This is a genomic window from Streptomyces sp. NBC_01237, assembly GCF_035917275.1.
Taxonomy (GTDB): domain Bacteria; phylum Actinomycetota; class Actinomycetes; order Streptomycetales; family Streptomycetaceae; genus Streptomyces.
Genome location: NZ_CP108510.1, coordinates 81,295 through 102,294, shown reverse-complemented (window position 1 = coordinate 102,294; position 21,000 = coordinate 81,295). Strand labels below are relative to the sequence as shown.

Sequence of the window (21,000 nt, the reverse complement as noted above, 5' to 3'; positions counted from 1 at the left end):
CGACGCCGATGTTTCTCAAGCCTCGGGTCCCAGGCCGCCCGCCCCCCCCGTTGCCTTCTTCGGGGCTCCGCAATTCGGCCTCCGGCCTTCGGGTCTGGATGCGTGCCTTCAAGCCGGACCCGTTGGGTGCTGGGGCCCGATATCCGCCGCTCCCCGTGCTCGCTGCGCAGGTTCGCAGGCTTCGCTACGGAAGGAGTTTCGCCCATCTCGCCCATAGTCGGAGGTCGCCGCAGGTTGCGGTTGTTGTCCGGCTGCGGCCGGCCAGGGTGTCGAGGGTGGCGCGTACCTGGCTGCCGAGGTAGGCACACACGTGAGCGGCGTGGCCGGTTTGGTACGTGAGCAGCCGGAAGGCGGCGAGGTCCCGTTCCTCGGTGTCGTCGTCCGCGTCTGCCGGCGCCGCGGCCAGGAACTCGTAGGCGCGCTTGTTCATGACGGTCCGAGCGACGGTGCGCAGTGGCGTGGCGTGCAGCGCTTCGACAGCGGCCGGACGTCCGGCCGCTGAGGCGTCCAGGATGACGGTGTGCAGGGTGAGCGCTGCGAAGGTCCCGAGCAACCGCTCTCCTTCGGGTACGCCCAGGCCGCGTTCACGGAAGTCGTGATGGCGGCGATCCCGGCGCCAGGTTTCCTGGTCCATGAGGGGCAGCAGGCATTGGCTCAGGGCGCGGCACTCGCGCCAAACGGCGCTATCGCGGGCACTGTTCACGGCTGTTGAAGCCCTCTCGGAGTACCTGTGCCCGTCGCAGCCGGGCAGGCCCTCCGACAACTGCACGGCCCCGTGCCGGAATCGCTCTGCGAAGCTCCCGAACCTGCGGGCATTCCGCCTCTTCGGCAGGCGAGCCCCGATAGCTGTCCCGGAAGTGGCTCACTGGCGAGGTGCGACGGCCAGATACACCCGCCGACCGTCCGCTCACTTCCGCCACCACCGTCGCAGCACCTTCTCCGCCGGTTTCCCACGAGGTGTGTACGCGAGCTCCCGCGCGGTCTCCCCGCTTTCCGGCCAGTCGTCCCACATCCACCAGCAGACCCCGGCCCACCAGTCCTTGCCGTCGAAGGCGGTGAGCAGAGCCTGATAGGCCGCCGACTGTTCCTCCGCCCCGGCGTGTTCGCTGATCGTCCAGGAGTACGGTTCCGCGGCGGTGCCGTGCTGGCTCGTATAGCCCGCCTCGGTGAAGAGGATGCGGCGCTGGTGCCGGGCCGCGAACGCGGTGAGTTCGGTGACGATCGGTTTCCAGCCCTTGGCCAGCCGCGCGGGATCGGCCGTGGCGGATTCGGCCAGTGGCCAGTACGCGTCGATGCCGATCAGGTCGAGCGAGGTCCAGAACGGGATCCGGTGGTACTCGTCGTAGTTGGCGGCGTAGGTCAGGGTGCCCCGGTAGACCTCGCGCACCGCCTTGATCACCCGGGTCCAGCGGGGCCGGTCGCCGGAGGTGCCGGCCAATTCGGTGCCGACGGCGAACTGCGCCACCTCCGATTCCGCCGCCAGCGCGGCGTAATGGGTGATGAACCGCTGGTACGCGGTGAACCACGCATCCGGGTCCGCCGGGCGGATCGCCGCGCGGTCCCCGCCGTCGGTCAGATCCACATGCGGTTTGAGCAGCACCTTCAGTCCAGCCTCGTGGGCCAGGGCGATGATCCGGCGCAGACTGCGGTCGCTCGCCGTCTCCACGGTGGTGTGCATGGCGGACCGGTCCGTCCCGTCCTGGTACCAGGTCGGGGTGAAGACCACCCATCGGGCGCCGGTGCGGGCGATCTGCCGCAGATAGCGCCGGGCCTCCGGCCGGCCGTAGTCGTCGACGTCCCACGCGGGCAGGGTGATTCCGCGTATCCGGTCACCGGAGCGCGGGGGGCGCGGGCCGTCCCCGCCGCCGGTCGTGCATCCGCTCAGTATCGCGAGGGCGGCGGCCGTCGCCACCACCGTCGTCCGCCGCGGTGTTCGCATCAGGGGAGGGGCCTTTCCCGGGCCGCAGCCCGCAGGACGTGCGCCGTTCCCGGCCCGCGCGGGGCGGACCGGTAACGGCGGGGACGGTGCTCTGGGACAGGGTGGGTCAGAGCAGACTCTCGGGGTTGACGAAGGTGTAGCCGAGTGCCGTGAAGCCGTCCACGATCTCCTTCAACGGAGCCACCGGGTGGGTCGGGTGGTAGTAGAAACTGGCGAAGCCGTCCCGTACCGCCAGGTTGGCCTTGGCGCTCTTGATCAGGTCCTCGGCCAGCCGGGGCGGGTTGTTGTTGGAGGCCAGCGGCTCATAGCTGCCGATGTTCTCCGGGAGCACCTTGGTGCCGTAGACATCGGTGACCGGGTACGGGAAGAACTGGCCCAGGTAGCGGGTGCTGTCGACCGGCGCGCCGGTCAGCGTCCCGGCGAAGTACAGCGAACGCTCCAGCCGTGCGTCGAAGTTCTGCGCGAACACCTTGTAGTCGGTGGCCGAGGCCGCGTAGTGCGGGGTGGTCCACAGCTTGGGCTTGGGCAGGCCGACCGCGGCGAACTCGTTGAGGGCGGAGGTGATCCGGCCCTGTGCCCAGGTGGTGGAGTCCTCCGCCACCGGCCCGTCGTAGACCACGAAGTCGTTGGCGTCCACATGGGCCTTGAAGAACTCGAAGTCACTGGCGCTGAGTCCGTTGTACGGGTTGTCCAGGTTGCCGTACTGATGGGTGTAGCCGTGGTCCATCAGCACGGCCCCGTTGGCGAGCATGTACTTCAGCGTGTTCACCAGCGCGGGCCGCTGCGCGAGCCGCACCGTGCGCGCCACACCGTTGTTCTGCACGCCCTTGGGGTCGGTGTACACCGGGATGACATTGATGCCGTACTGGATGTTCTGCGACTTCAGATAGTCGGCGATCGAACGGAGCTGGGTCGCGTTGGACATCGGGGAGATGTCCTCCAGGCGCACCAGGGCACGGTGCTGCTCGGCCGTCGCCGGTGCCAGCGCGTCGAAGAGCAGGTCCTGGAAGGCGATGATCCGGTCGGTCTCCGAGACGAAGGTGAAGGGGATCTCGCCGAGGTAGGTCAGGTTGGCCGAGCGGATCGCCCACGGGAAGGCCGTCTCGGTGGCACCCGCGGTGTCCACCGCCGTGGCGAGCTCGGTCACCGGCGGGGCGTCCGTGCTGGTACTGATGACGGGGTGGAGCACGCCCGCGTCCTGCCCGGCCGGGATCTTCCGGGTCAGTGTCTGGCCCCTGTACTGGACCTTGGTGATGTCGCCTACGCTGCCGCCGGTTTCGTAGAACGAGGACGTCGGGTCCCAGCCGTACTTGTACTCGAACTCCTGCAGGCTGATCGAGTTGGCCATGTTCCAGATGTTCTCGCCCATCCAGATCACCGGCCGCTCGGAGAGCAGGATGTCCAGATAGAGATCCTGCGGCACCGCGTCCGGTATGTCGTCGCCGTAGTAGGTGGAGCCCACGTAGACGGTGGCGTCGAAGGTCTCCAGCTCACCCGATACGTAGTTCTGGACCGGCTTGGCGGTCACGGTGCCGAACCGGCCTCCGAGGTTGGCCACGCCCATCGCGTACAGCTCGCCGAGGTGTCCGAACGGGCCCGCGTTGTCGTACAGGACCAGCGTCTTTGCCTGGCCGGGCTCGGGAGCGGCCGGTGCGTTGCGCGCCTTCGGCCCGATGGCCCTGGTCAGCCGCGGTAGCAGTTTGCCCGCGCGCTTCTTCGTGCCCTTCTCCGCCCGCCGCTCGGCGTCACCGGACCGCTGTGCCGCGGCCCAGCCCTTCAGGTCCTTGGCCTGAACGCCGATGGGCGATTCCTGAGTCACCGAATGGTGGTCGCCGTCCCCCCGGCCGCCGGCGACGGCCGCCGGTGCCAGCAGGCTGCCCCCCAGCAGAGCGGCGACGGCCAGGGCGATCAAAGCCAGCCAGGCCGGCTGTGGTCTACTCCTGGGTTGTCTCATTTGTTTACCCCCTCGATTTGGGTACCGCGTCGCTTGACGTGGAACTGGGCGCAGGAAGGAGAAAGAGACATGGCTGATTCGCGACACAAGAGCCATGACTCGGTCCTTCATGGAATTCCACGAGCGGATTGCGAAGCTCAACAGCCGGGATTGTTCGCTCCATTCCCTTCGGATGTCAATGGGCACTCCGGTGAAAGATCAAGGTCCAGGTTTTCCGCCGAAGAACCACTTGCGGGGCCGCTTCTGGTACTTTCCGTAAGCGCGCAGGGGCCGGTTCCGTTTGGGGACGTGCCAACCACTCCTGCGCCGAGCTGAAGGTGGGGGGAACCGATGTACGGTAGGTCTGCGTTGGGGTCAGCGCTGCCCTTGGTGGGGCTGGCCGCGTCCATGGAGGAGATACCCGGGAGCCCGGTGGCCAGTGCTTTGCAGGCGACCGCGGGGGCGGGATTCCTCTTGTATCTTCTGGTTGTTCTCGGCCTGTTCGTGGCGCGTTTGCGATTACGTGTCAGGCCCTCCGTGACCGATGCCGCCGCCGCTGGGCGCCGGGGTTGGGCCGCGGAGAACGGATCGTGATCGTTGAGTCCCTGATATGGGCCAGCATTGCGTTGATCGTGTTGGCCGGCACCTACAATTTCAGCCTGTTCCTGCTCTCCCGTCGCAAGGTGCCGCACCGACCCGACAAGGGCGAACAAAGATTCTATGTTTTCCTTCTGGCCTGCCTCAATGAGGAGATAGTGCTGGCTGAGAGCCTTGCGCGGATCACCGCTCTGCCGGCCGAGAAATGTGTCGCCCTGGTCATCGACGACGCCTCCGACGACCGAACGGCCGATATCGCGCGGGCCGCCGATCCCCAGCGGGTCTGGCTCCACCAGCGCTATCTGCCGAACGCCCGGCGCGGGAAGGGCGCCGCGCTCAACGACGGCGTACGACTGCTGCGTGCGTCACCGCTTCTCCAGGGCCGGAACCCGAACGATGTGATCCTCTGCGTCGTGGACGCGGACGGCCGGCTGGACGGGCACGTGATCGACGCCGTCGACCCGTTCTTCAACGATCCGGCGACCGGCGCAACCCAGATCGGTGTCCGGATGTACAACCGGCGGGAGGGGCTGCTGGCCCGGCTCCAGGACATGGAGTTCGTCGTCTACGGCGATGTGTTCCAGAGCGCCCGCCGTTTCATCGGCAGCGTGGGCATGGGCGGCAACGGCCAGTTCATGCGCCTGTCCGCGCTCGACACCCTGGGCGAGGATCCGTGGAGCGACAGTCTCACCGAGGATCTGGACCTGGGGGTCCGGCTGATCGCCCGTGGCTGGACCAACCAGCACTGCACCACGGCGGCCGTCTCCCAGCAGGCCGTCCTCGAAGTGCGCCGACTGATCCGCCAGCGGTCACGCTGGTTCCAGGGACATCTCCAGTCGGCCAACCTGACCCCGCTGATACTCCGCGATGTCGGGGGCCGGGCGGCGATGGACCTGATCTACCATCTGTCCAGCCCGGTGCTGATCCTGCTCACCTCGCTCCTGCCCCTCTCGTTCCTGGTCGCGCTCCTCGGCACGATCGCCGGATCGATCAGGGCGGGCCGTCCGCTGGTCTCCGTCATGTGGTTCCTCGGCCCGTATCTGCTCTCGTTCACCTCGGCCTGGATCTACGGCTTCGTGTACCGGGTGCGCGAGCGGTCGCTCACCGCGATCCAGGCGGTACTGCTCGGGCATGTCTTCATCATCTATGGCTACATCTGGTTCGCCGCCGGCTGGATGGGGCTCTGGCGGACCGTCACCGGTAAGCGAACCTGGCTGAAGACAGCCCGCAGCTGACCCGCGTCGGTTCAAGGTTTCACCCGTACCACTCGCGTACGATCCACGCCGCTCAGGGTCCCACCCGTACCATCCGCGCGACCGCACCGCAGTGCGACCCGTCCGTACCGCCACCGGCCCGCCCGTACGCCGGTGTTGTACGCGCCGCCGGTGCCGCCCGACGAACCGCTCCTGCTCCTTCCGTTTGTCTCGTCAAGGGAGAGCCATGTCCTCATCGGAGAACCCGCTGTTATCACCCGTGGACAACGCGTCCGCGCCGCACCCGGCCGGGGACGCCCCGGAGCACTCCGCCGCTGCCCCCGGCACGGTGCGCGCCATGCTGGTCCTCGGCACCCGCCCGGAGGCAATCAAACTGGCCCCGGTCAGCCGGGCGATGTCCGCCTCCCCGCTCTTCCAGCCGATGGTGGTGACCACCGGCCAGCACCGGGAAATGCTCCAACAGATGCTCGGCCTGCTCGAAGTGGGAGTGAAGACCGACCTGGCGGTGATGCGGGACCGGCAGCGGCTCTCCGAGCTGACCGCCCGTCTGATCGATGGCCTGGGCACGGTCATCCGAACCGAACGGCCGGATCTGGTGGTGGTCCAGGGCGACACCACCACGGCACTCTGCGGCGCTCTCGCCGCCTTCTACGAACACATCCCGGTGGCCCATGTCGAGGCGGGGCTGCGCACCGGTATCCCGGACAATCCCTTCCCCGAGGAGCTGAACCGCCGGCTGATCGGCCGCCTCGCGAACTGGCACTTCGCCCCCACCGCACGGTCCGCCGGCCATCTGCGGGCCGAGGGCGTCCCCGACGGACAGGTGATCACCACCGGCAACACGGTCGTCGACAACCTGCTGTGGGTGCTGGAGCGGGGTGCCGGGCGGAGCGCCTTCCGCACCGATGGGCGACGGGTGCTCCTCACCCTGCACCGCCGGGAGAACCAGGGTGACCGGATGCGCTCCATGGGTGCGGCGCTCCGGCGGCTGGCCGACCGGGGAGACGTGGAGATCGTGCTCCCGCTGCACCGCAGTCCGGCGGTACGGGAGGCACTGCTGCCGGCACTGGAGGGTCACCCCGGGATCTCGGTGGTGGATCCGCTGGACTATCTGGACTTCGCCGCCACTCTCGCCGCCTGCGACCTGGTGATGACCGACTCCGGCGGGCTCCAGGAGGAGGCCCCGAGCCTGGGCAAGCCGACGCTGGTGCTGCGGTCCACCACCGAACGGCCGGAGGCGGTGGAGGCGGGGGCGGCCCGGCTGGTGGGCACCGACCCGGAGGAGATCCTGACCGCCGCAGTGCGGCTGCTGGACGACCCGGAGGAGTACCGGAGGATGTCGGCGGTCGCCAACCCGTTCGGCGACGGACATGCGGCCGACCGCATCGTGGCACGCCTCACCAGGGACTTCGGCGGCACCCCGGCCGTCATTCACGGGCAGAGGACGCCGCCCACCGACGGCAGGCACGAGGCACCGGGCGACGACGAACGCGGGGCGGGATGACCGCGTACCGGCCCCGGACGGCCCACGCGGCATGGATGGTCCGGCGGTACCGTTTGCGCATGTTGTGGCGCTCCTACCGCCGGACCAGCGGGCTGCTGCTGGCCGTCCTTGTCGTGGTGAGCACCGGCCTGGTCACGGCACTGCTCCGGGAGGAGGGGCACGGCACCGACTCGGTCGAGTCCTGGCAGGACGGCATGGTGTACGGCCCCTGGCAGTCCGTCTTCCACGGCTACGGCGCCAATACCGGCACGGTGGACGCGCTGACGCTCACTCCGCGCACGGCCCGTGAACAAGACCGTACCCACGCCTGTCTGGTCATCTCCACAACCCGGTACGGCGTGCTGGACTACCGCGCCCGGATACGTACCGCCGAGCAGTTGCGCGAGCCCGACCCCAACCCGTGGGAGGTGGCGTGGCTGGTCTGGTCCTACGACGACCCGGAGCACTTCTACTATCTGGCACTCAAGCCCAATGGCTGGGAACTGGGCAAACGGGACCCCGAATACCGAGGCGGACAGCGGTTCCTCGCCACCGGTATGCCCGGCTTCCCGGTCGGTGACTGGTCAGAGGTACGGATCCGGCAGCGCGGTGCGCGGATGACGGTGGCGGTGGACGGCCGCGAAGTGGCCGATTTCACCGACCGGGAACGGCCGTACACCTCGGGCAGCATGGGTGCCTACACCGAGGACGCCCAGGCGGAGTTCCGGGATATCAGCGCCTCGTCCGGGTCGTGAGACCGGCCACTGCCCGCCGGGCCGCAGAGCGTCTCACCCCAACCACCCCCGTACCGGCGTACGGTTCACCGCCGCATGGGCAGCCGGGACACCCTCGACCCCATCCTGGTCGTACCCGACCAGGATGGGGAGGATCCGCCGGCCAACTGGCTCCCCGAGCCCGCGAGATGGCCGTCGGCCACGGGCCGGTCCAGGACGTTGTGCGTCCCGGTCCGGTGCCACGCGATGCGGCGGGCTCCTTCTCCGAACTACGGGTGGACGAGCGCCGACACGCTCCTGCATGTGGTTGACAATGAGCGCATGGACGTCCCTGAGTTGCTCGAATCAGCCTCCCTGCTGGTCCCGGAAGATACCGCCACCGAGAACGACATCACGGTGCGAGACATCTGGGACTACCTCGCCCATGACGAGTGGGAGATCGCTCTGGGCCTGCTGGAGGAACTCGGAGACGGTCGCTCGATCCCTCTGGCGTTCTGGGAGAAGCTCGCCGAGGCGGCTGAGCAGCTCCGACTGGAGCGGAGCGCGGCCTGGTGCCATTGGCGGTGCTCCGAGATCCGCAATGGCGTGATCCGAGCAGACCTGAAGCTCCGCCCTGCTGGCGCGGGCCGACGCACGACACCATTCTCCGGCACCGGGGTTCTGCGACCCATGTGGGACATCGGACACCTCTCGCCCACCGGTGAACGTGCGGTCAGCATCGCCGCGCTCTGGGGTGAGAGCATGCCCATTCTGGAGCCTGGCGGGCAGGCCACAGTTCGCCTCGTGCCTCTCACCCCCTCCCATTGGACGCACGTTCGATCCGGCCAGCAGATCACCATGCACGAGGACCGGACCGTGGCCGGGATCGCGGTCGTTCTGGAGGTTCATCGCCCTGCAGCCGTGCCTGGAGAGTGAAGCTTCCCCTTGATCATGGGCGCCTGGAGACTGGGGCGTGAGAGCCCACTGGAAGCGGTGCCAGGTGGGAAGCAAGTACACGAAGCGGTAGTCCGAGGTGGTCCGCGGACCGACGGTGGACGTCATGGAGGTCGCGGAACGCGGCGGTGAGGTTGGCGACGGTGTGCCAACAGGTGTACGCGGCGCGGTGCTCCGTTCGCAGGGCGGGTCGATGGGCGGCCGCGTCCTGGTTTCGGTCGGCGATCCGGTACAAGGTCCGCACGGTGACGACGGCTTCCTCGTGGTGCTGCCCGTAGTCGTGCCTTCGGTGCGGCTTGGGCGGCCGCGTCTGCGAACTCCCGGGTCGTCTGTCCGCGGGGTGGGCTCGCTGCCGGCAGGCTCATTCCGCGCAGGTTGCGGCAGTAAGTGACCTGGTTTCCGGCGTCCTTGGCGACCTTCAAAGCCCTGAGGAAGGACAACTGGCAGCCGGCCGTGCTGCCGCTCGAATATCGCCATCCAGCCGGTCAGGCAGGCCGGGGCGGAGGTGGCGGAGTGTATGCCGTCACGGACATGGTTGATGGCCCGAGCCCGCAGGTGAGGGGCGACGGTGTTGACGAGGAAGGCCGCTGCCATCAGCCGGGCGTGCCCGGCCGCCGCCTAGCTCGCCGAGGATGTCTGCGAGGCGGTCGGTCATGGTGTGTACCGTCGCGACTGAGCCCGGTCTGATCCGGCCCGTGGCAGCGTTCGCGTTACTCCGCACTCCGCTTGGGCCTTGTCCCCGGACCACCGTCAGGACGGGCTCTTGAGGGGAGTGCTGCCGTCCCTGTTGAGCGCGCTCCCCGGGCGGAAGAACCGCTTGGCGCCGAAGTGGCCGCGCTCGGCGGCCATACGGAACCAGGGCTCCGACTCCGCGAGTCCGTCGCGCTGCTCGACGAGCCTGCCCATCTCCCACATCGACTCGACATCACCGTTGTCGACGGCCGTTCGCAGCAGACGTTCCGCCTCGTCGAAGTCGTTCTGGATCTTGGCCAGCATCGCCAGGCCGCGCAGCGCACCCGGATCGCCCGCCGCCGCGGCGACGCGGAGTTCATCGACAGACATCTTCCGTCTGTTTCGGAAGGCCCCGTTGACCAGGAGCAGGATGCCCAAGACCCACAGGATCCAGCTCACCTGGGTGAGCGTGTCCCGGTCCGTCGTCACACCGATGATGCTCAGAACCGCGGCAACGAACAGCGCAATGCCGGCCACACCGACCCCTTATTCCGCCCACCCTGACAGGGGCAGAATAGGCCCCCTTCGTTCTTTTGCCGAGGGCGGAACCGGCCAGCGGCGTGGGCTCGGTACCCGTGCCCACGCGCCTCGTGCCCCTGAGTGTCGTTGATCGGCTCGATCAGCTGCCGCACCGACCTCAGGAGGCTCCCGCCCTTGTGCTTCTTCTCGCGCTTGAACGAGGGATGCGGCAACTCCGCTCCCCAGAAAGCCAGATGGACCTCGGACGCCCTGGAGGCGAAGCCCTTGTCGGAGATCACCAGCAGGCCCGGCCGGTCCGTGGCCAGGCGCGGTTCGCGCTTCGATATCGTCGGCAGCGCCGCCTGCTCGGCCGGACTCGGGTTCGGCGGTGCCCACGGGGCAACACCTGCCAGTACATGCCGCCGCCGTCATCGCCGCCCTGGCACGAGCGCTGGACCTGAGGGCTACACAATGACCAGCTTCCTGACCCACCGAGCGCGCGTGCACGACGCCGGCCTCCCTCTTTGCCGTCGGCACAGCGCGCTGCGGACCTGCATCACCCTCTTCGCGCCGTACGGCTTCCGGGCGACCTACCACCACCTCACGCTCAGCGCCGCGATCCCTCGGAGGCTGGAGGCGGACCCGGACGCGCTCGTGCGGGCGGTTGAGGAACTGCATGAGGCGCGGATGCTGTGGCTCGCGCGGGTGGAGGAGTACGCCGCGCAACGCCGGGCGGAGAAGCGGGCCGGGCGGCGGGCTGTCCCGAACCCGCGACCGTGGTGGCTACGGAGCAGGTGGGACGGCCCGGACCGCGCTTGGCACGAAGACCCGTCTCGCCACCCCTCACTACGACTGTCTGAGTACGTCCGGAGACAGCACGCGCCGGGGGAGGGGTTGTCCCTCGCTCCTCGGCTGCCCGGATGCCACCGGGCCTCGTCCCCGTGGTGTTCCTTTCTGATCCGGGTGACCTGCCCGCGGTTGTCGGACAGGTACCGGGGAAGCAGTCACAGCACATGATCGGTTGAGGCCACCGGCTTCGGTTGCCGAAGGTTTGGAGACAGCTGTGAGCAGAGTGTGGACGTACGGGCAGGACAGCGGCTACATGTCCCGGCAGTCACTGGTGGGCTTCACCGTGGAGGCCGCCGACGGAGGCATCGGGCACGTGGACCGCCAGCAGGACCAGCCCGGCATGCAACACCTGGTCGTCGACACCGGCGTGTGGAAGTTCGGCAGGAGCGTGCTGATCCCGGCCGGTGCCGTCATCGCCATCGACACCCAGGCGCAGACGGTGAAGGTCACACCGTCCCGTGAGGAGATCAAAGCCGCTCCCCGCTTCACTATCGACAGCGAGACGGCCGACCGTGACTACCTCTCCGCGGTCGGCGACTACTACCTCTCCCTTGGCCACTGAGCCGAACGGAGTGCACTTACCGGCAGGGCAGGCACCGTTCCCGGGCACGCGCCCGTTCCGTGGCGCGACCGTGTAAACGGCGGGGCCTGCCCCGCAGTGCGAGGAAGGCTTCAGTCTGCGGGCCAACACCAAGACCGTCGAGGGCGCCCAGTATCCGGACCGCGACGCCCAGTTCCGCTACGTCAACGAGCAGGCCCGCGCCCACCGGGACGCGGGAGACGTGGTGATCGGTGATCAGCGTGGATACCAGGAAGAAGAAACTGGTGGGGCAGTACAGGAACGCTGGACGCGAGTGGCAGCCCCAGGGTGAACCGGTCCAGGCCGAGGCTCATGATCTCCTGGACCGGCAGGGGCCGTGCAAGGCACTCCCGTACGGGATCTACGACACCATCGCGAACACCGGCCGGGTCAGCGTCGGCACCGACCACGACACCGCCGCGTTCGAGGTCGCCTCCATCCACCGCTGGTGGCACGCCCAGGGGCGGGACAACTCCCCCACGGCCGCCCGGCTGCTGATCACCGTCGGCGTGGGTGGCTCCAACGGCTACCGCACCCGCGCCTGGAAGGCCGAACCTGCCGCTCTGGCCGCTGAGACCGGCCTTGAGATCACCGTCTGCCACCTTCCTCCTGGGACTTCGAAAGGGAACAAGGTGGAACACCGGCTGTTCTCCCGCATCTCCATGAACTGGCGTGGCAGACCCACCGGCCACGAAGGCATCGTGAACAGCATCGCGGCGTCCATTTCCCGCACCGGACCGGCCGTTCACGCGGAACTGGACACCAGCCCCTACCGGCGTGAAGGTCACCGACGCCGAGATTGACGCGCTGCCGATGAGCCGGCACCGCTTCCACGGCGACTGGAACTACAGGCTCCACCCTGGCGGGCCCCAACCGACCTCCGGCCAGGAGACCGGCTCAGAAGCCGCCGCCGCGATCGTCGCCGAGCAGCCCAAGCGTCCGAACGGACTCGACGCCTCCCTGCTTCGCGATCCGGAGCTGACGGGCATGGCCATCCCGCAACCGGACGCTCTGGTCAACGTTGATCCCGGCGCCGGCACACCGACATGAGCGGCTTCGCAACGAACGCCGGAGCGGTGAGCGACTCCGCGTTCGAGGCGCGGGCGCCAAGGACAAGCTCTCCGACACGGACCGGATGCTGGCCGCCGTCCTGTGCCTGCGAAAGACCGGCACCCATGCCCTGCTCGCCCGGCTCTTCGGCGTCACCGGAAGCACGCTCACGCGGGCCGCCCCAAAGGCGCGGCCCCTACGGGCCGAGCACGCGATCCCGGCCTCAACCGCCGGATTCCGCACCCCGACGGAAGTGGCCGCCCACCTCGACAAGTACGGCAGCCAGCCCACGAGGGAGATCAAACCCGCATGTCGATTCTCTGCGAGCCCTAAGGTACTCGTACGAAGGCGGTCGCGAAGGTACTCGTACGAAGGCGGTCGCGGGCGGCACACCGGGGCGGCTGCCTGGTGGCTGGGCATGCCAGGCTGTCGGCCGTGGTCGCCCTCGGCACCGGAACCCGGGACGGGACATCCTTCCCCGGCGGCTCGGAGGCCGGGTGAGACGCCCGCCGGGAACCATCAGGGGCACCGGACTCCCGCACACCGATCCGCCCGTACACCGCGAGGAGACTCCATGACCGTATCCGACCGCTACCGCACCGCGTGGGAAGGCTTCTGGGAGCAGAGTTCCGGCGAGCAGGGCGAACCCTTCTGGGACGCGGATCCGGCCCTGACAGCGCGGCGTGACGTCGAGCACCTCACCCCGTACGCCGACCACTGCCTGCCGGTCGCCGACCTCGGGTGCGGCAACGGCACCCAGACCCGCTTTCTCGCCACCCGTTTCACCCCCGCCGTCGGCGTCGACCTCTCCGCCGCCGCCATCGCCCACGCCCGCCGGACCGATCCGGGCGGAGCCGCGACGTACGAGCAGCTCAACCTCACCGACCCGACGCAGACCGGCGCGCTGCACGAGCGCCTCGGCGACACCAACGTCTACATGCGGGCCGTACTGCACCAGAGCGACCCCGAGGACCGCCCCGCGGTAGCCGCCGCCGTCGCCGAGTTGGTCGGCGCGCACGGTAGGGCCCTGATCCTGGAGCCGACCGGTCAGGCCAAGGCGGTCATCGCCGCCGTCGCCGCTCAGCCCGGCGGCCCTTCCCTCAAACTGCGCCGTGTCAAGGAACACGACCTGCACCCCGGCGAAGTCGCTGAGGGCGAAATCGCCGCCCTGCTGCGGGCAGCAGGGCTCACCGTCCTCGGCGAGGGCACCGCTGCCCTCGCCATGAGCGAGACCCGCCCGGACGGTTCACCGGTCGAGCTCCCCGCCCGCTGGTTCGTCGCCGGCCGTCCCTGACCCGGATTCTGTACGGCGGCCCGCGCGAAGGTTGCCGGTGGCGAGCGTTGGGACCGTGATGAGCGAACTGACGAAGCCCAGGGATCGCGGTTCCGGAGGGCGGTGCGCCCATCGAGCTGACGACGAAGCCACACCGACCGTGTCCGCCACTTCGCACACCACCTGGGCCCGGACGGACCGCCCCAACTCTGCGGCCGCCATGTCGGGGGGAGTGAACAGTGCCGACCCCTTGTACGTGAAGTCCGCGGCCGCCGCCTGGCTGCGTGACCGCGGTGACCGGGCTGCCACGCACCGGTGCTCGCGGTAGCGCTGCCGGTGGACCAGGGCACGCTGATCCGCCGCTGGTACGTCCCCCGCATCCGTCTCAACAGCTAGGGCACCGCACGCCGGGTACGGATCGGCACCGAGGCCTTCGCCAGAGCTACCAAGTGGTTCCCATCGGACGAGTGCGCGATGACGGAGCGGGGCTTGTCGACACCGGCGGTCGAGCAGATCGTCCGCCCCCGCAGCACACCTCCGCCGGTCCGCCGGGCCTGAGAAAGAACAGGAAGCCACCGGACGCGCGGGCCAGGGCCCGGATCTTCCTGTGTTCTCCCGCCTGGGCGCCGCGATGGCCGAGGAGAACGCCCAGGAGGCCAGAGTGCACGCCCTCGCCGCCCACGACCGTACCGACGAGGAGAACCGCACCGCAGCAGCAGCCGTACTCCTTGCCCCGCTGGTCAGAAAGCAGGAGCAAGCCGCCCGGAAACTGAACGCCAAGGCCGAAACCGAGACGGAATCCCGCTGCCGGAACGCGAAGGATCGCTGGTGGCAGCCCGTGTGCTCCCGAACAGGGGCCGGATCGGCCGCGTGTACGGGCTGCCCGAGGCCGCTGACGGGTGGCCGGAGGCGAAGAAGAACGAACGCCGACTGCACCGCCAGGTGCCACGCGGCGACGGGTACAGGGAGGAGTGCCCGCGATGCTGCGCAGTACAGGGGAAGCTGTGCGCCAACAATGACCGTGCCGGACCTGGCCGGGACGAGGCAGATCCCTCACGACGAATGCCTGCGTAGGTTCCTGCAACCCCACAGCACCCTGCCCCGCTGGCCGCGCAGGTGAGGCGAGAGCCGAGGATTTCGGGTGTCGGGTGGTCGCGTACGGGTGGCAGCTGTGGTCGACGGTCACCCTGCGGGACAGAGCGGTCGGCGGACTGGGGCCACCCGACTCCGCCCGTCTGCTGTACGGCTTGCTGTACGGTCGGAGGTATGTCGAAACCAGTGACGATCCGGGTCGATGACCAGCTGCACGCCCTGCTGAAGGAGCGCGCGGAGGCGGAGGGGACCACGGTGACCGCACTTATCAGCCGGGCCGCGCACGACGCGGTCCGCGACCCCCGCCTCAAAGGCGCAGCAGAGGTCTTCCGCGACTTCCTCGACGTCCACGGCGACGCGTTCGACGCGGCGTTCCCCGACGACACACCGGCCCGCACGGACACGGCGGGGCGGGCCGCCTGACCGTGGAGCTCCACGTCGACATCCGGTGGCTCCTGGAGCGCCAGGCCGAGGTCCTGCCCAAGCACCCCACGATCCACGACTTCTCCACCCTGGTCGCCGCCGTCGGCCGCCACCGGGTCAACACCCCCAGGGTCGGCGCCGTCGTCGACAACGCCTGGCGCGCCGCCGCCCTCATGCACACCATCATCCGACTGCGCCCGCTCCCCGCCCGCAACGCCCTCTTCGGCACCGGGATCGCCGTGGCGTACATGAGCGCGGCGGGTGAAGGCCTCGACGCACCGTACGGGGCGCTGATCGACCTGGCCCGCGACATCGACGCCGGGCGGACCGACGCGTACGACGCCGCGGACCGCATCCGCTCCTGGCGGATCTGAGCTGGATCCGCCACGCGCTGCCGAGCACGACGCCTGGCGTGTGGCGGCCCCTGACGCGCGCCGCCAGCCATCCGTCCGTGCCCGCTCGGGCGGGGGCGGCTGCCGGTGAAGGCCCCGCCGCTTCCTGCGAGTCAGCTCTTGGAGGGCGCAGGTGAAGGAGAGGGGGGCATGGCCGAGCCCCGCCGCAACACCTCCCGCTATGTCCGGGGCTACGCCTCCCTGCCCGTCTCACTCTCCGCGCGCGGATCGGCGGATCATGGGTGAGCTACCATCCGCGCATGCAAGGAGAGTTCACCGGCTGGCCGGAGCAGGCCATGGACGTGCTGTGGCAGCTCCAGGGCGAACCGACCCACGCGACCCGCGAGCGCTACCGCGCGGACCGCGAATGCCTGGTCCGGCAGCCGATGATCGCCCTTCTCAACAAGGTCGCGGACACCGACCCCCGCTACGAGGACTTCTCCGTCTGGCACTACCGCACCGACTCCTGGTGGTGGCAGCACCAGAGCGCGGTGATCCGGCTCGGCCGCAAGATCGAGATCGGTCTCCGGTTCGACCTGGACGGCCTGCGGATCCAGGGCGCCTGGTGGTACCCCGATCCCGGCCAGGTGGACATGTTCCGCAAAGCCGTGGCCTCAGAGGGGAGCGGCCGCGAACTGTCCGCCATCGTCGAGGACGTGCGGAACAGGGGCTACGACATCTCCGGGGACGTGATGAAACGCCCCCCGCGCGGCTATCCGACGGACCACTCCCGTACGAACCTGCTGCGCCACCGTTCGCTGATCGCCGCCCGTCCCCTCGGCTGCGAGGAATGGCTGCACACCCCCGAGGCGGTCGACCGGGTCCTCTCGGCCGCCGCCGACCTGGACGCCCTGCTGATGTGGCTGGTCCGCCACGTGAAACACGCCGCCTGACACCGGAAGAACTGTCCGGTGGCGGCCGGGCCGTCCTTGCCGCGCTGCGGGCCAAAGCCGCGGCGACCACCGGCACCGGGGCGAGCGACGCCGCACGGCATTGTGCCCTCCAGCGCCTGACCGACGAGCTACAGGCCGACCTCGCCACAGGAATCAGGGGTGGCGGACGTGGCGGACGTGGTGGCCGTGGGCGTCCCGGCAGCCCCCCGGATCAGCAGGAAGTAGGCAGGCAGGCACCGCAGCCTGGTCCGCGGCCGTTGACCGCGTAACTGTCGGGGTAGGCAGTGTCATCGGCGGCCCGGGTAACGTCCCCCACGTCCGCCACCTCTCCACCACAGGGAGCACAGCTCACGAACGCCACTCGGACGGGGACCCACATCAACACGGCCGACTGCGGAGGGAACTGGGTTCCTGTCAGGGCCGACAAAGGGTGGCTGGTGCCCGGGACATGGCTGAACGGGGCACACGTGACGTACGCCTGCCTGTCCGCCGCACCCTGCCGGCCGGCTTTCGTCGGCTGGGGTCCCATCGCGGGAACGAAGGCACGCAGCCGGTGTGTTCGTCCGGTTCTCGGGCAGGTCGACCGTGACCGGCGGTGAGGCTGGCTTTCCCCTGCTGGACGGTTCCCTGGGCGCCCACCGTCCGCGATCCTCCGTGGCCAGGTGCATGGGCGACTACGCACCGGCCGGGGGAAATGACGGCAACAGCGGGGGAGGGCTGGTCGCCAGGCGTCCAGCGTCGTCTGCCCACCGGTCAGAACGCAACCGCCCTACCCACGCCGTCACACCCGCGGAAGCGTGAGGCGACCACACGGTCCGAACTGGCCGGCGGTGAGCTCCTGCTGCCGCGATGTTCCCGGGAAAACGAGTGGTGGTGTGATCGGGGGCTGAGGAACAGCGACGTCATCACGTGCGCTGAGCCCTCCCAGGGGCCGATGCCGCAGAGAACAGGGCCGGTTCGTGCGTCCCGAGCCGCCCGGAACCGCAGCTCACGGTGACCGATGGCACGGATAACGAAGCACGATCTGCGGTGGCCGTCACGGAGGGTACAGGCGCCGATTTCCGGTCGAATGTTCCTCAACCCCTGACTTCTGTCTCAGAGTCGGACCGGGCCGCCCGCACGATCCGATGGCCGCACTTCGCCGTCGTTTTTGTGCGGCAGGAGTTCGGCGGTGATTTCGGTGCCGAGTGCGTACGCCGGCACGCCCGCGGTGATGAGCGCTGTCTCGGCGACGCCGATGAGGTCGGCGATGCCGGCTCCGGCGTGGAGTGCGCCCTGGGCGTGGATCCGGGCGGGGTGTGCCCGGCCAAGGGCCAACAGCTGCCCGTAGTGGACGAGCTGCTGCACGCGCGCTCCCAGCGGATTGTCGGTCAGCACGATGTGTCGCAGTGCCGCGATCGCCTCTTCGGTCGGCAGTCGGCCGAACTCCTGGGCCAGGCGCAGCCGCTCCTGCACCCCGCCGGGAACGGTTCCGAGGGTGGAGCGGTAACGGTCGCGTATGGCCTCCGTACGGGAGGCGAGGATGTCGTCCGTCATGACATGACCCGCGCGATCGCGGCGCGAACGGCATCCTGGGCGCCCGGGGGGAAGTCCACGGCCCCGCCGATCGCCGCGGCGGCGATCTCGGCTTCGGCGCTCTCCTCGATCGCCACCACGAGGTGGGCGGTGGCCGCCGAATCTGGACCGAACACCAAGAGTCCGTGGTTGGCCAGCAGGACTGCGGCCGTCGTCGGGCGCCGTTTCAGCACATCGGCGAGACCGCGCACCGACACGTCCGATCCGCGAGGTCCCCAGGGAACCACGGGGACGTCCTCGGCCTGTCCGAAGCGCAGCATCGGCTCGGTGCGGCAGGGCAGCGGGCGGTGGGCCACGGCGAAGGCGGTCGCGGACGGCGAGTGGGTGTGGATGATCGCGCCCACATGGGGGCGGGCCTTGTACACGGCGCTGTGCATGGCGATGATCTCGGCGCTGACGGACTGCAGCTCACCTTCCAGGACCTGTCCGTCGAAACCCACGGTCGCCAGCTGTTCGGGCCGCAGGCCGCGGACGAACCCCGGCGTCAGCAGAAGGCGCTCACCGTCAAGCCTGGCGCTCAGATTGGCGTGCCCTGAGTGGGACATCACTCCGGCCGCGAATAGCTTCTCAGCGGCTTCCACCAGCTGGTCGGCCCGCTCTTTCCGTACGTACGTGTCGCTCATAGCGGTATCTCCAAGTGCGCTGCCCAGTGGCAGCTCGTTCGTCGCTGTCCATGCGCGGACCACTCTTCAACTTGAACTAAGGTTTAAGTCAAATGCCGGATGATCCCGACGAGCAGCAGGAGGAACGGAACGTGCGCATGACGATCGGCCGGCTCGCCGAGATCACCGGAGTGCCCGCTTCGGCCATCCGGTACTGGGAGCGCCACGGCCTGCTGCCCGCGCCCGAGCGTAAGAGCGGCCAGCGACGCTATCCGCCGGAGGCCGCCGAGCGGATCACGGTACTTCGCAAGTGCCAGCAGGCCGGGCTGACCCTGGTCGAGATCAAAGAGTTCCAGCGGGAGCAGCCACGCAGAAAGGCAATGATCCGCACCAAGATCAGCGAGATCGAGCAGCGCATGGTCGATCTCGACCACGCCCATCAGCTTCTGACCCATGCCCTCAAATGTAGCGAAGAGGACATCGTCAGATGCCCGAAGTTCCGAGAGCAGATGGCGGCGTGGCAGACGCCTGATCCGGCGCCGTGAACTGTGTGAGGGGCCCACGCGCGCGAGGTACGCAGGCCGCGAGGTGGCGGTGGGCGGCTTGTGACGGCCGCTGCGGACAGTGCTTCGTTGTCCGTGCCATCGGTCACCGTGAGCTGCGGTTCCGGGCGGCCCGGGACGCACGAACCGGCCCTGTTCTCCGCGGCATCGGCCACAAGGCTGACCTGGGCGCTTCTCCGTCCCGAGCTACGGTTCCAACCGCGCGACCCCTCCCGTCTCAAGGGCCACCCACACTGCGCCGTCGGAACCCATGGTGATGCCGTGCGGCTCGGACGACGGTGACGGCAGGCTGTACTCGGCGATCTCGCCGCTATCGGTGATGTGGCCAATGCGGTTGGCTCCCCATTCGGTGAACCAGCAGTCCCCGGTGGACGCCGCGACGATGGCATGGGGTTTGGCCGTGCGGTCGGGGAGCGGGAACTCCTTGATCTCGCCATCCACCGAGATCCTGCCGATCTGGCCCGCTGCGATCTCAACGAACCACAAGGCGGCGCCGTCACTGGTGATGCCCACGGGTGCGGCGCTGGGGGTGGGGAGTGGGTGTATGACGATGTCTCCGTGGACAGTGATGCGGCCGATTGCGTTCGCCTGGTTGAGGGTGAACCACAGGGCCCCATCAGGGCCTGCGGTGATTGCCGAGGGACAGGCGCCCGTACGGGGAAGGACGAACTCGGTGATCTCACCCTTGCAGGTGATGCGGCCGATACGGTCGGTGTTCATCTCCGTGAACCACACCGCACCGTCAGGTCCGGCAGTGATACCGAAGGGTCCGCTGTCGGGCGTCGGTACGGGGAAGGATTCCGTTTCGCCGTCGGCGGTGACGCGGCCGATCCGGTGGTTCTGGGACCGGGTGAACCACAGTGCTCCGTCGGGCCCGGGAGTAATGACCGTAGGGCGACACTCAGACGAGTCCAGGGGGTACTCGTCGAGGTCGCCGTCGAGGGTGAGACGCGCGATGCGGCCACTGTGCACGAAGGTGAGCCACAACGCACCGTCAGGTCCGGCCGCGATGCCGTAAGGCCCCGCGCCCTTGTCCGCCACGGAGATCTCCCTGGTGGCCGGGGCATCAGAATGGTGCACAGCAACTCCTTGTAGTGCTTGTTGCGAACGTGGCTGATGATGCGGGGTGTCGTTCAGAGACTGCGAATGGCCTCCGCCAGGTCGGATCCGTGGGAGGCCCAACAGATCACCGAGCCGTCACCGTCGAGCTGTCCCATGAACCACTCACCGTCGTCCCTCACGAGGCACAACTCGTGGAACGCAAGAATCACATCGGGCCGGAGCGGTTCGTGGTCGCCCTGACCGGCCACCTCGACGACTACGAGCCGATCGAAGGAGAGCTGGGCGGCGCTTTCGTCTCCGGAGAGAGCGCGCACACGCTCGATCGTCCATCCGGCGGGGAGCCCTGAGTTCACCGGCACACGGTCCCAGGAGGACGTCCGCCACAGCCACTCGTTAAGGACTGCGACCAGCACGGTCGCCTCGTAGCGGACGGCGAGTTCGTCGTAGCGAGTGGCAACGGCACGGTGCCTCTTCAGACGGTTGATCCCGCACTCGACCGCATGGCGCTCGCGATGGTCGACCGGGTCGAAATGCGGCGGCCGGCCGCCGCGGGAGCCGAGTTGCTGGCGGTTGCGCGTCTGGTCGTCCCGGTTGGGTGGATGCGCGAGCACGGCGCCACTGC

The 21,000-nt window shown here is 68.9% G+C and carries 18 protein-coding genes and 1 pseudogene; 11 read left to right on the top strand and 8 right to left on the bottom strand.

Annotated features, from left to right (window positions below):
* Nucleotides 1–184: 184 nt before the first annotated feature.
* From OG251_RS43635 to OG251_RS43625, 3 genes are all read right to left on the bottom strand, one after another.
* A complete protein-coding gene (locus tag OG251_RS43635) occupies nt 185–634 on the bottom strand; it encodes a hypothetical protein (protein ID WP_326682852.1) in 450 nt (149 codons plus the stop codon).
* A gap of 273 nt (nt 635–907) precedes the next feature.
* On the bottom strand, nt 908–1,939 hold the full coding sequence (locus tag OG251_RS43630) for a glycoside hydrolase family 113 (protein ID WP_326682851.1): 1,032 nt from the start codon (nt 1,937–1,939) through the stop codon (nt 908–910).
* 106 nt (nt 1,940–2,045) lie between these two features.
* Nucleotides 2,046–3,893 carry a polysaccharide deacetylase family protein gene (locus tag OG251_RS43625; RefSeq protein WP_326682850.1) on the bottom strand — a complete coding sequence of 616 codons (1,848 nt, stop codon included), beginning with the start codon at nt 3,891–3,893 and terminating at the stop codon, nt 2,046–2,048.
* Nucleotides 3,894–4,462: 569 nt separating this feature from the next.
* Here OG251_RS43625 and OG251_RS43620 point away from each other — a divergent pair.
* The 4 genes from OG251_RS43620 (at nt 4,463) to OG251_RS43605 (ending at nt 8,815) form a co-directional block, all read left to right on the top strand.
* A complete protein-coding gene (locus OG251_RS43620) occupies nt 4,463–5,704 on the top strand; it encodes a glycosyltransferase family 2 protein (RefSeq protein WP_326682849.1) in 1,242 nt (413 codons plus the stop codon).
* Between the two features lie 205 nt (nt 5,705–5,909).
* Nucleotides 5,910–7,187 carry a non-hydrolyzing UDP-N-acetylglucosamine 2-epimerase gene (gene wecB, locus OG251_RS43615; RefSeq protein ID WP_326682848.1) on the top strand — a complete coding sequence of 426 codons (1,278 nt, stop codon included), beginning with the start codon at nt 5,910–5,912 and terminating at the stop codon, nt 7,185–7,187.
* 59 nt (nt 7,188–7,246) lie between these two features.
* Complete coding sequence (locus tag OG251_RS43610; RefSeq protein ID WP_326682847.1) at nt 7,247–7,921, top strand: family 16 glycoside hydrolase; 675 nt, start codon at nt 7,247–7,249, stop codon at nt 7,919–7,921.
* 300 nt (nt 7,922–8,221) lie between these two features.
* Nucleotides 8,222–8,815, top strand: coding sequence for a hypothetical protein (locus OG251_RS43605; protein ID WP_326682846.1), 594 nt, complete (start codon nt 8,222–8,224; stop codon nt 8,813–8,815).
* A gap of 768 nt (nt 8,816–9,583) precedes the next feature.
* Here OG251_RS43605 and OG251_RS43600 read toward each other — a convergent pair.
* Nucleotides 9,584–10,042: a sel1 repeat family protein gene (locus OG251_RS43600; protein WP_326682845.1), complete on the bottom strand. Its 459-nt coding sequence runs from the start codon at nt 10,040–10,042 to the stop codon at nt 9,584–9,586.
* Nucleotides 10,043–11,087: 1,045 nt separating this feature from the next.
* On the opposite strand from OG251_RS43600, the gene OG251_RS43595 reads away from it, so the two are divergent.
* From OG251_RS43595 to OG251_RS43570, 6 genes and pseudogenes are all read left to right on the top strand, one after another.
* Nucleotides 11,088–11,435 (top strand): PRC-barrel domain containing protein, encoded by a 348-nt coding sequence (locus OG251_RS43595; RefSeq protein ID WP_326682844.1) that lies wholly within the window; start codon nt 11,088–11,090, stop codon nt 11,433–11,435.
* Nucleotides 11,436–11,535: 100 nt separating this feature from the next.
* A pseudogene (locus OG251_RS45165) lies at nt 11,536–12,765 on the top strand (ISAzo13 family transposase); the annotation flags it as partial.
* Between the two features lie 312 nt (nt 12,766–13,077).
* On the top strand, nt 13,078–13,797 hold the full coding sequence (locus OG251_RS43585; RefSeq protein WP_326682843.1) for a class I SAM-dependent methyltransferase: 720 nt from the start codon (nt 13,078–13,080) through the stop codon (nt 13,795–13,797).
* A gap of 1,245 nt (nt 13,798–15,042) precedes the next feature.
* Entirely contained in the window at nt 15,043–15,291 is a 249-nt protein-coding gene (locus tag OG251_RS43580; RefSeq protein WP_326682842.1) for a ribbon-helix-helix protein, CopG family, read from the top strand.
* A 2-nt stretch (nt 15,292–15,293) separates the two neighbouring features.
* The gene (locus tag OG251_RS43575; RefSeq protein WP_385898775.1) at nt 15,294–15,665 is read left to right on the top strand and encodes a toxin Doc; all 372 of its coding nucleotides are present in this window, start codon (nt 15,294–15,296) and stop codon (nt 15,663–15,665) included.
* A 278-nt stretch (nt 15,666–15,943) separates the two neighbouring features.
* The gene (locus OG251_RS43570; RefSeq protein ID WP_326682841.1) at nt 15,944–16,576 is read left to right on the top strand and encodes a DUF2461 family protein; all 633 of its coding nucleotides are present in this window, start codon (nt 15,944–15,946) and stop codon (nt 16,574–16,576) included.
* Nucleotides 16,577–17,671: 1,095 nt separating this feature from the next.
* Here OG251_RS43570 and OG251_RS43565 read toward each other — a convergent pair.
* Nucleotides 17,672–18,112: a carboxymuconolactone decarboxylase family protein gene (locus OG251_RS43565; RefSeq protein ID WP_326682840.1), complete on the bottom strand. Its 441-nt coding sequence runs from the start codon at nt 18,110–18,112 to the stop codon at nt 17,672–17,674.
* Nucleotides 18,109–18,774, bottom strand: a complete 666-nt coding sequence (locus OG251_RS43560) for a class II aldolase/adducin family protein (protein ID WP_326682839.1) — start codon at nt 18,772–18,774, stop codon at nt 18,109–18,111. The genes OG251_RS43565 and OG251_RS43560 overlap by 4 nt, the downstream gene beginning before the upstream one ends.
* 92 nt (nt 18,775–18,866) lie before the next feature.
* On the opposite strand from OG251_RS43560, the gene OG251_RS43555 reads away from it, so the two are divergent.
* Nucleotides 18,867–19,298: a MerR family transcriptional regulator gene (locus tag OG251_RS43555; RefSeq protein ID WP_326682838.1), complete on the top strand. Its 432-nt coding sequence runs from the start codon at nt 18,867–18,869 to the stop codon at nt 19,296–19,298.
* A 204-nt stretch (nt 19,299–19,502) separates the two neighbouring features.
* On the opposite strand, the gene OG251_RS43550 is transcribed toward OG251_RS43555, so the two are convergent.
* Nucleotides 19,503–20,396 carry a Vgb family protein gene (locus OG251_RS43550; RefSeq protein ID WP_326682837.1) on the bottom strand — a complete coding sequence of 298 codons (894 nt, stop codon included), beginning with the start codon at nt 20,394–20,396 and terminating at the stop codon, nt 19,503–19,505.
* 53 nt (nt 20,397–20,449) lie between these two features.
* The gene (locus tag OG251_RS45160) at nt 20,450–20,989 is read right to left on the bottom strand and encodes a hypothetical protein (RefSeq protein ID WP_442818484.1); all 540 of its coding nucleotides are present in this window, start codon (nt 20,987–20,989) and stop codon (nt 20,450–20,452) included.
* Nucleotides 20,990–21,000 lie beyond the last annotated feature (11 nt).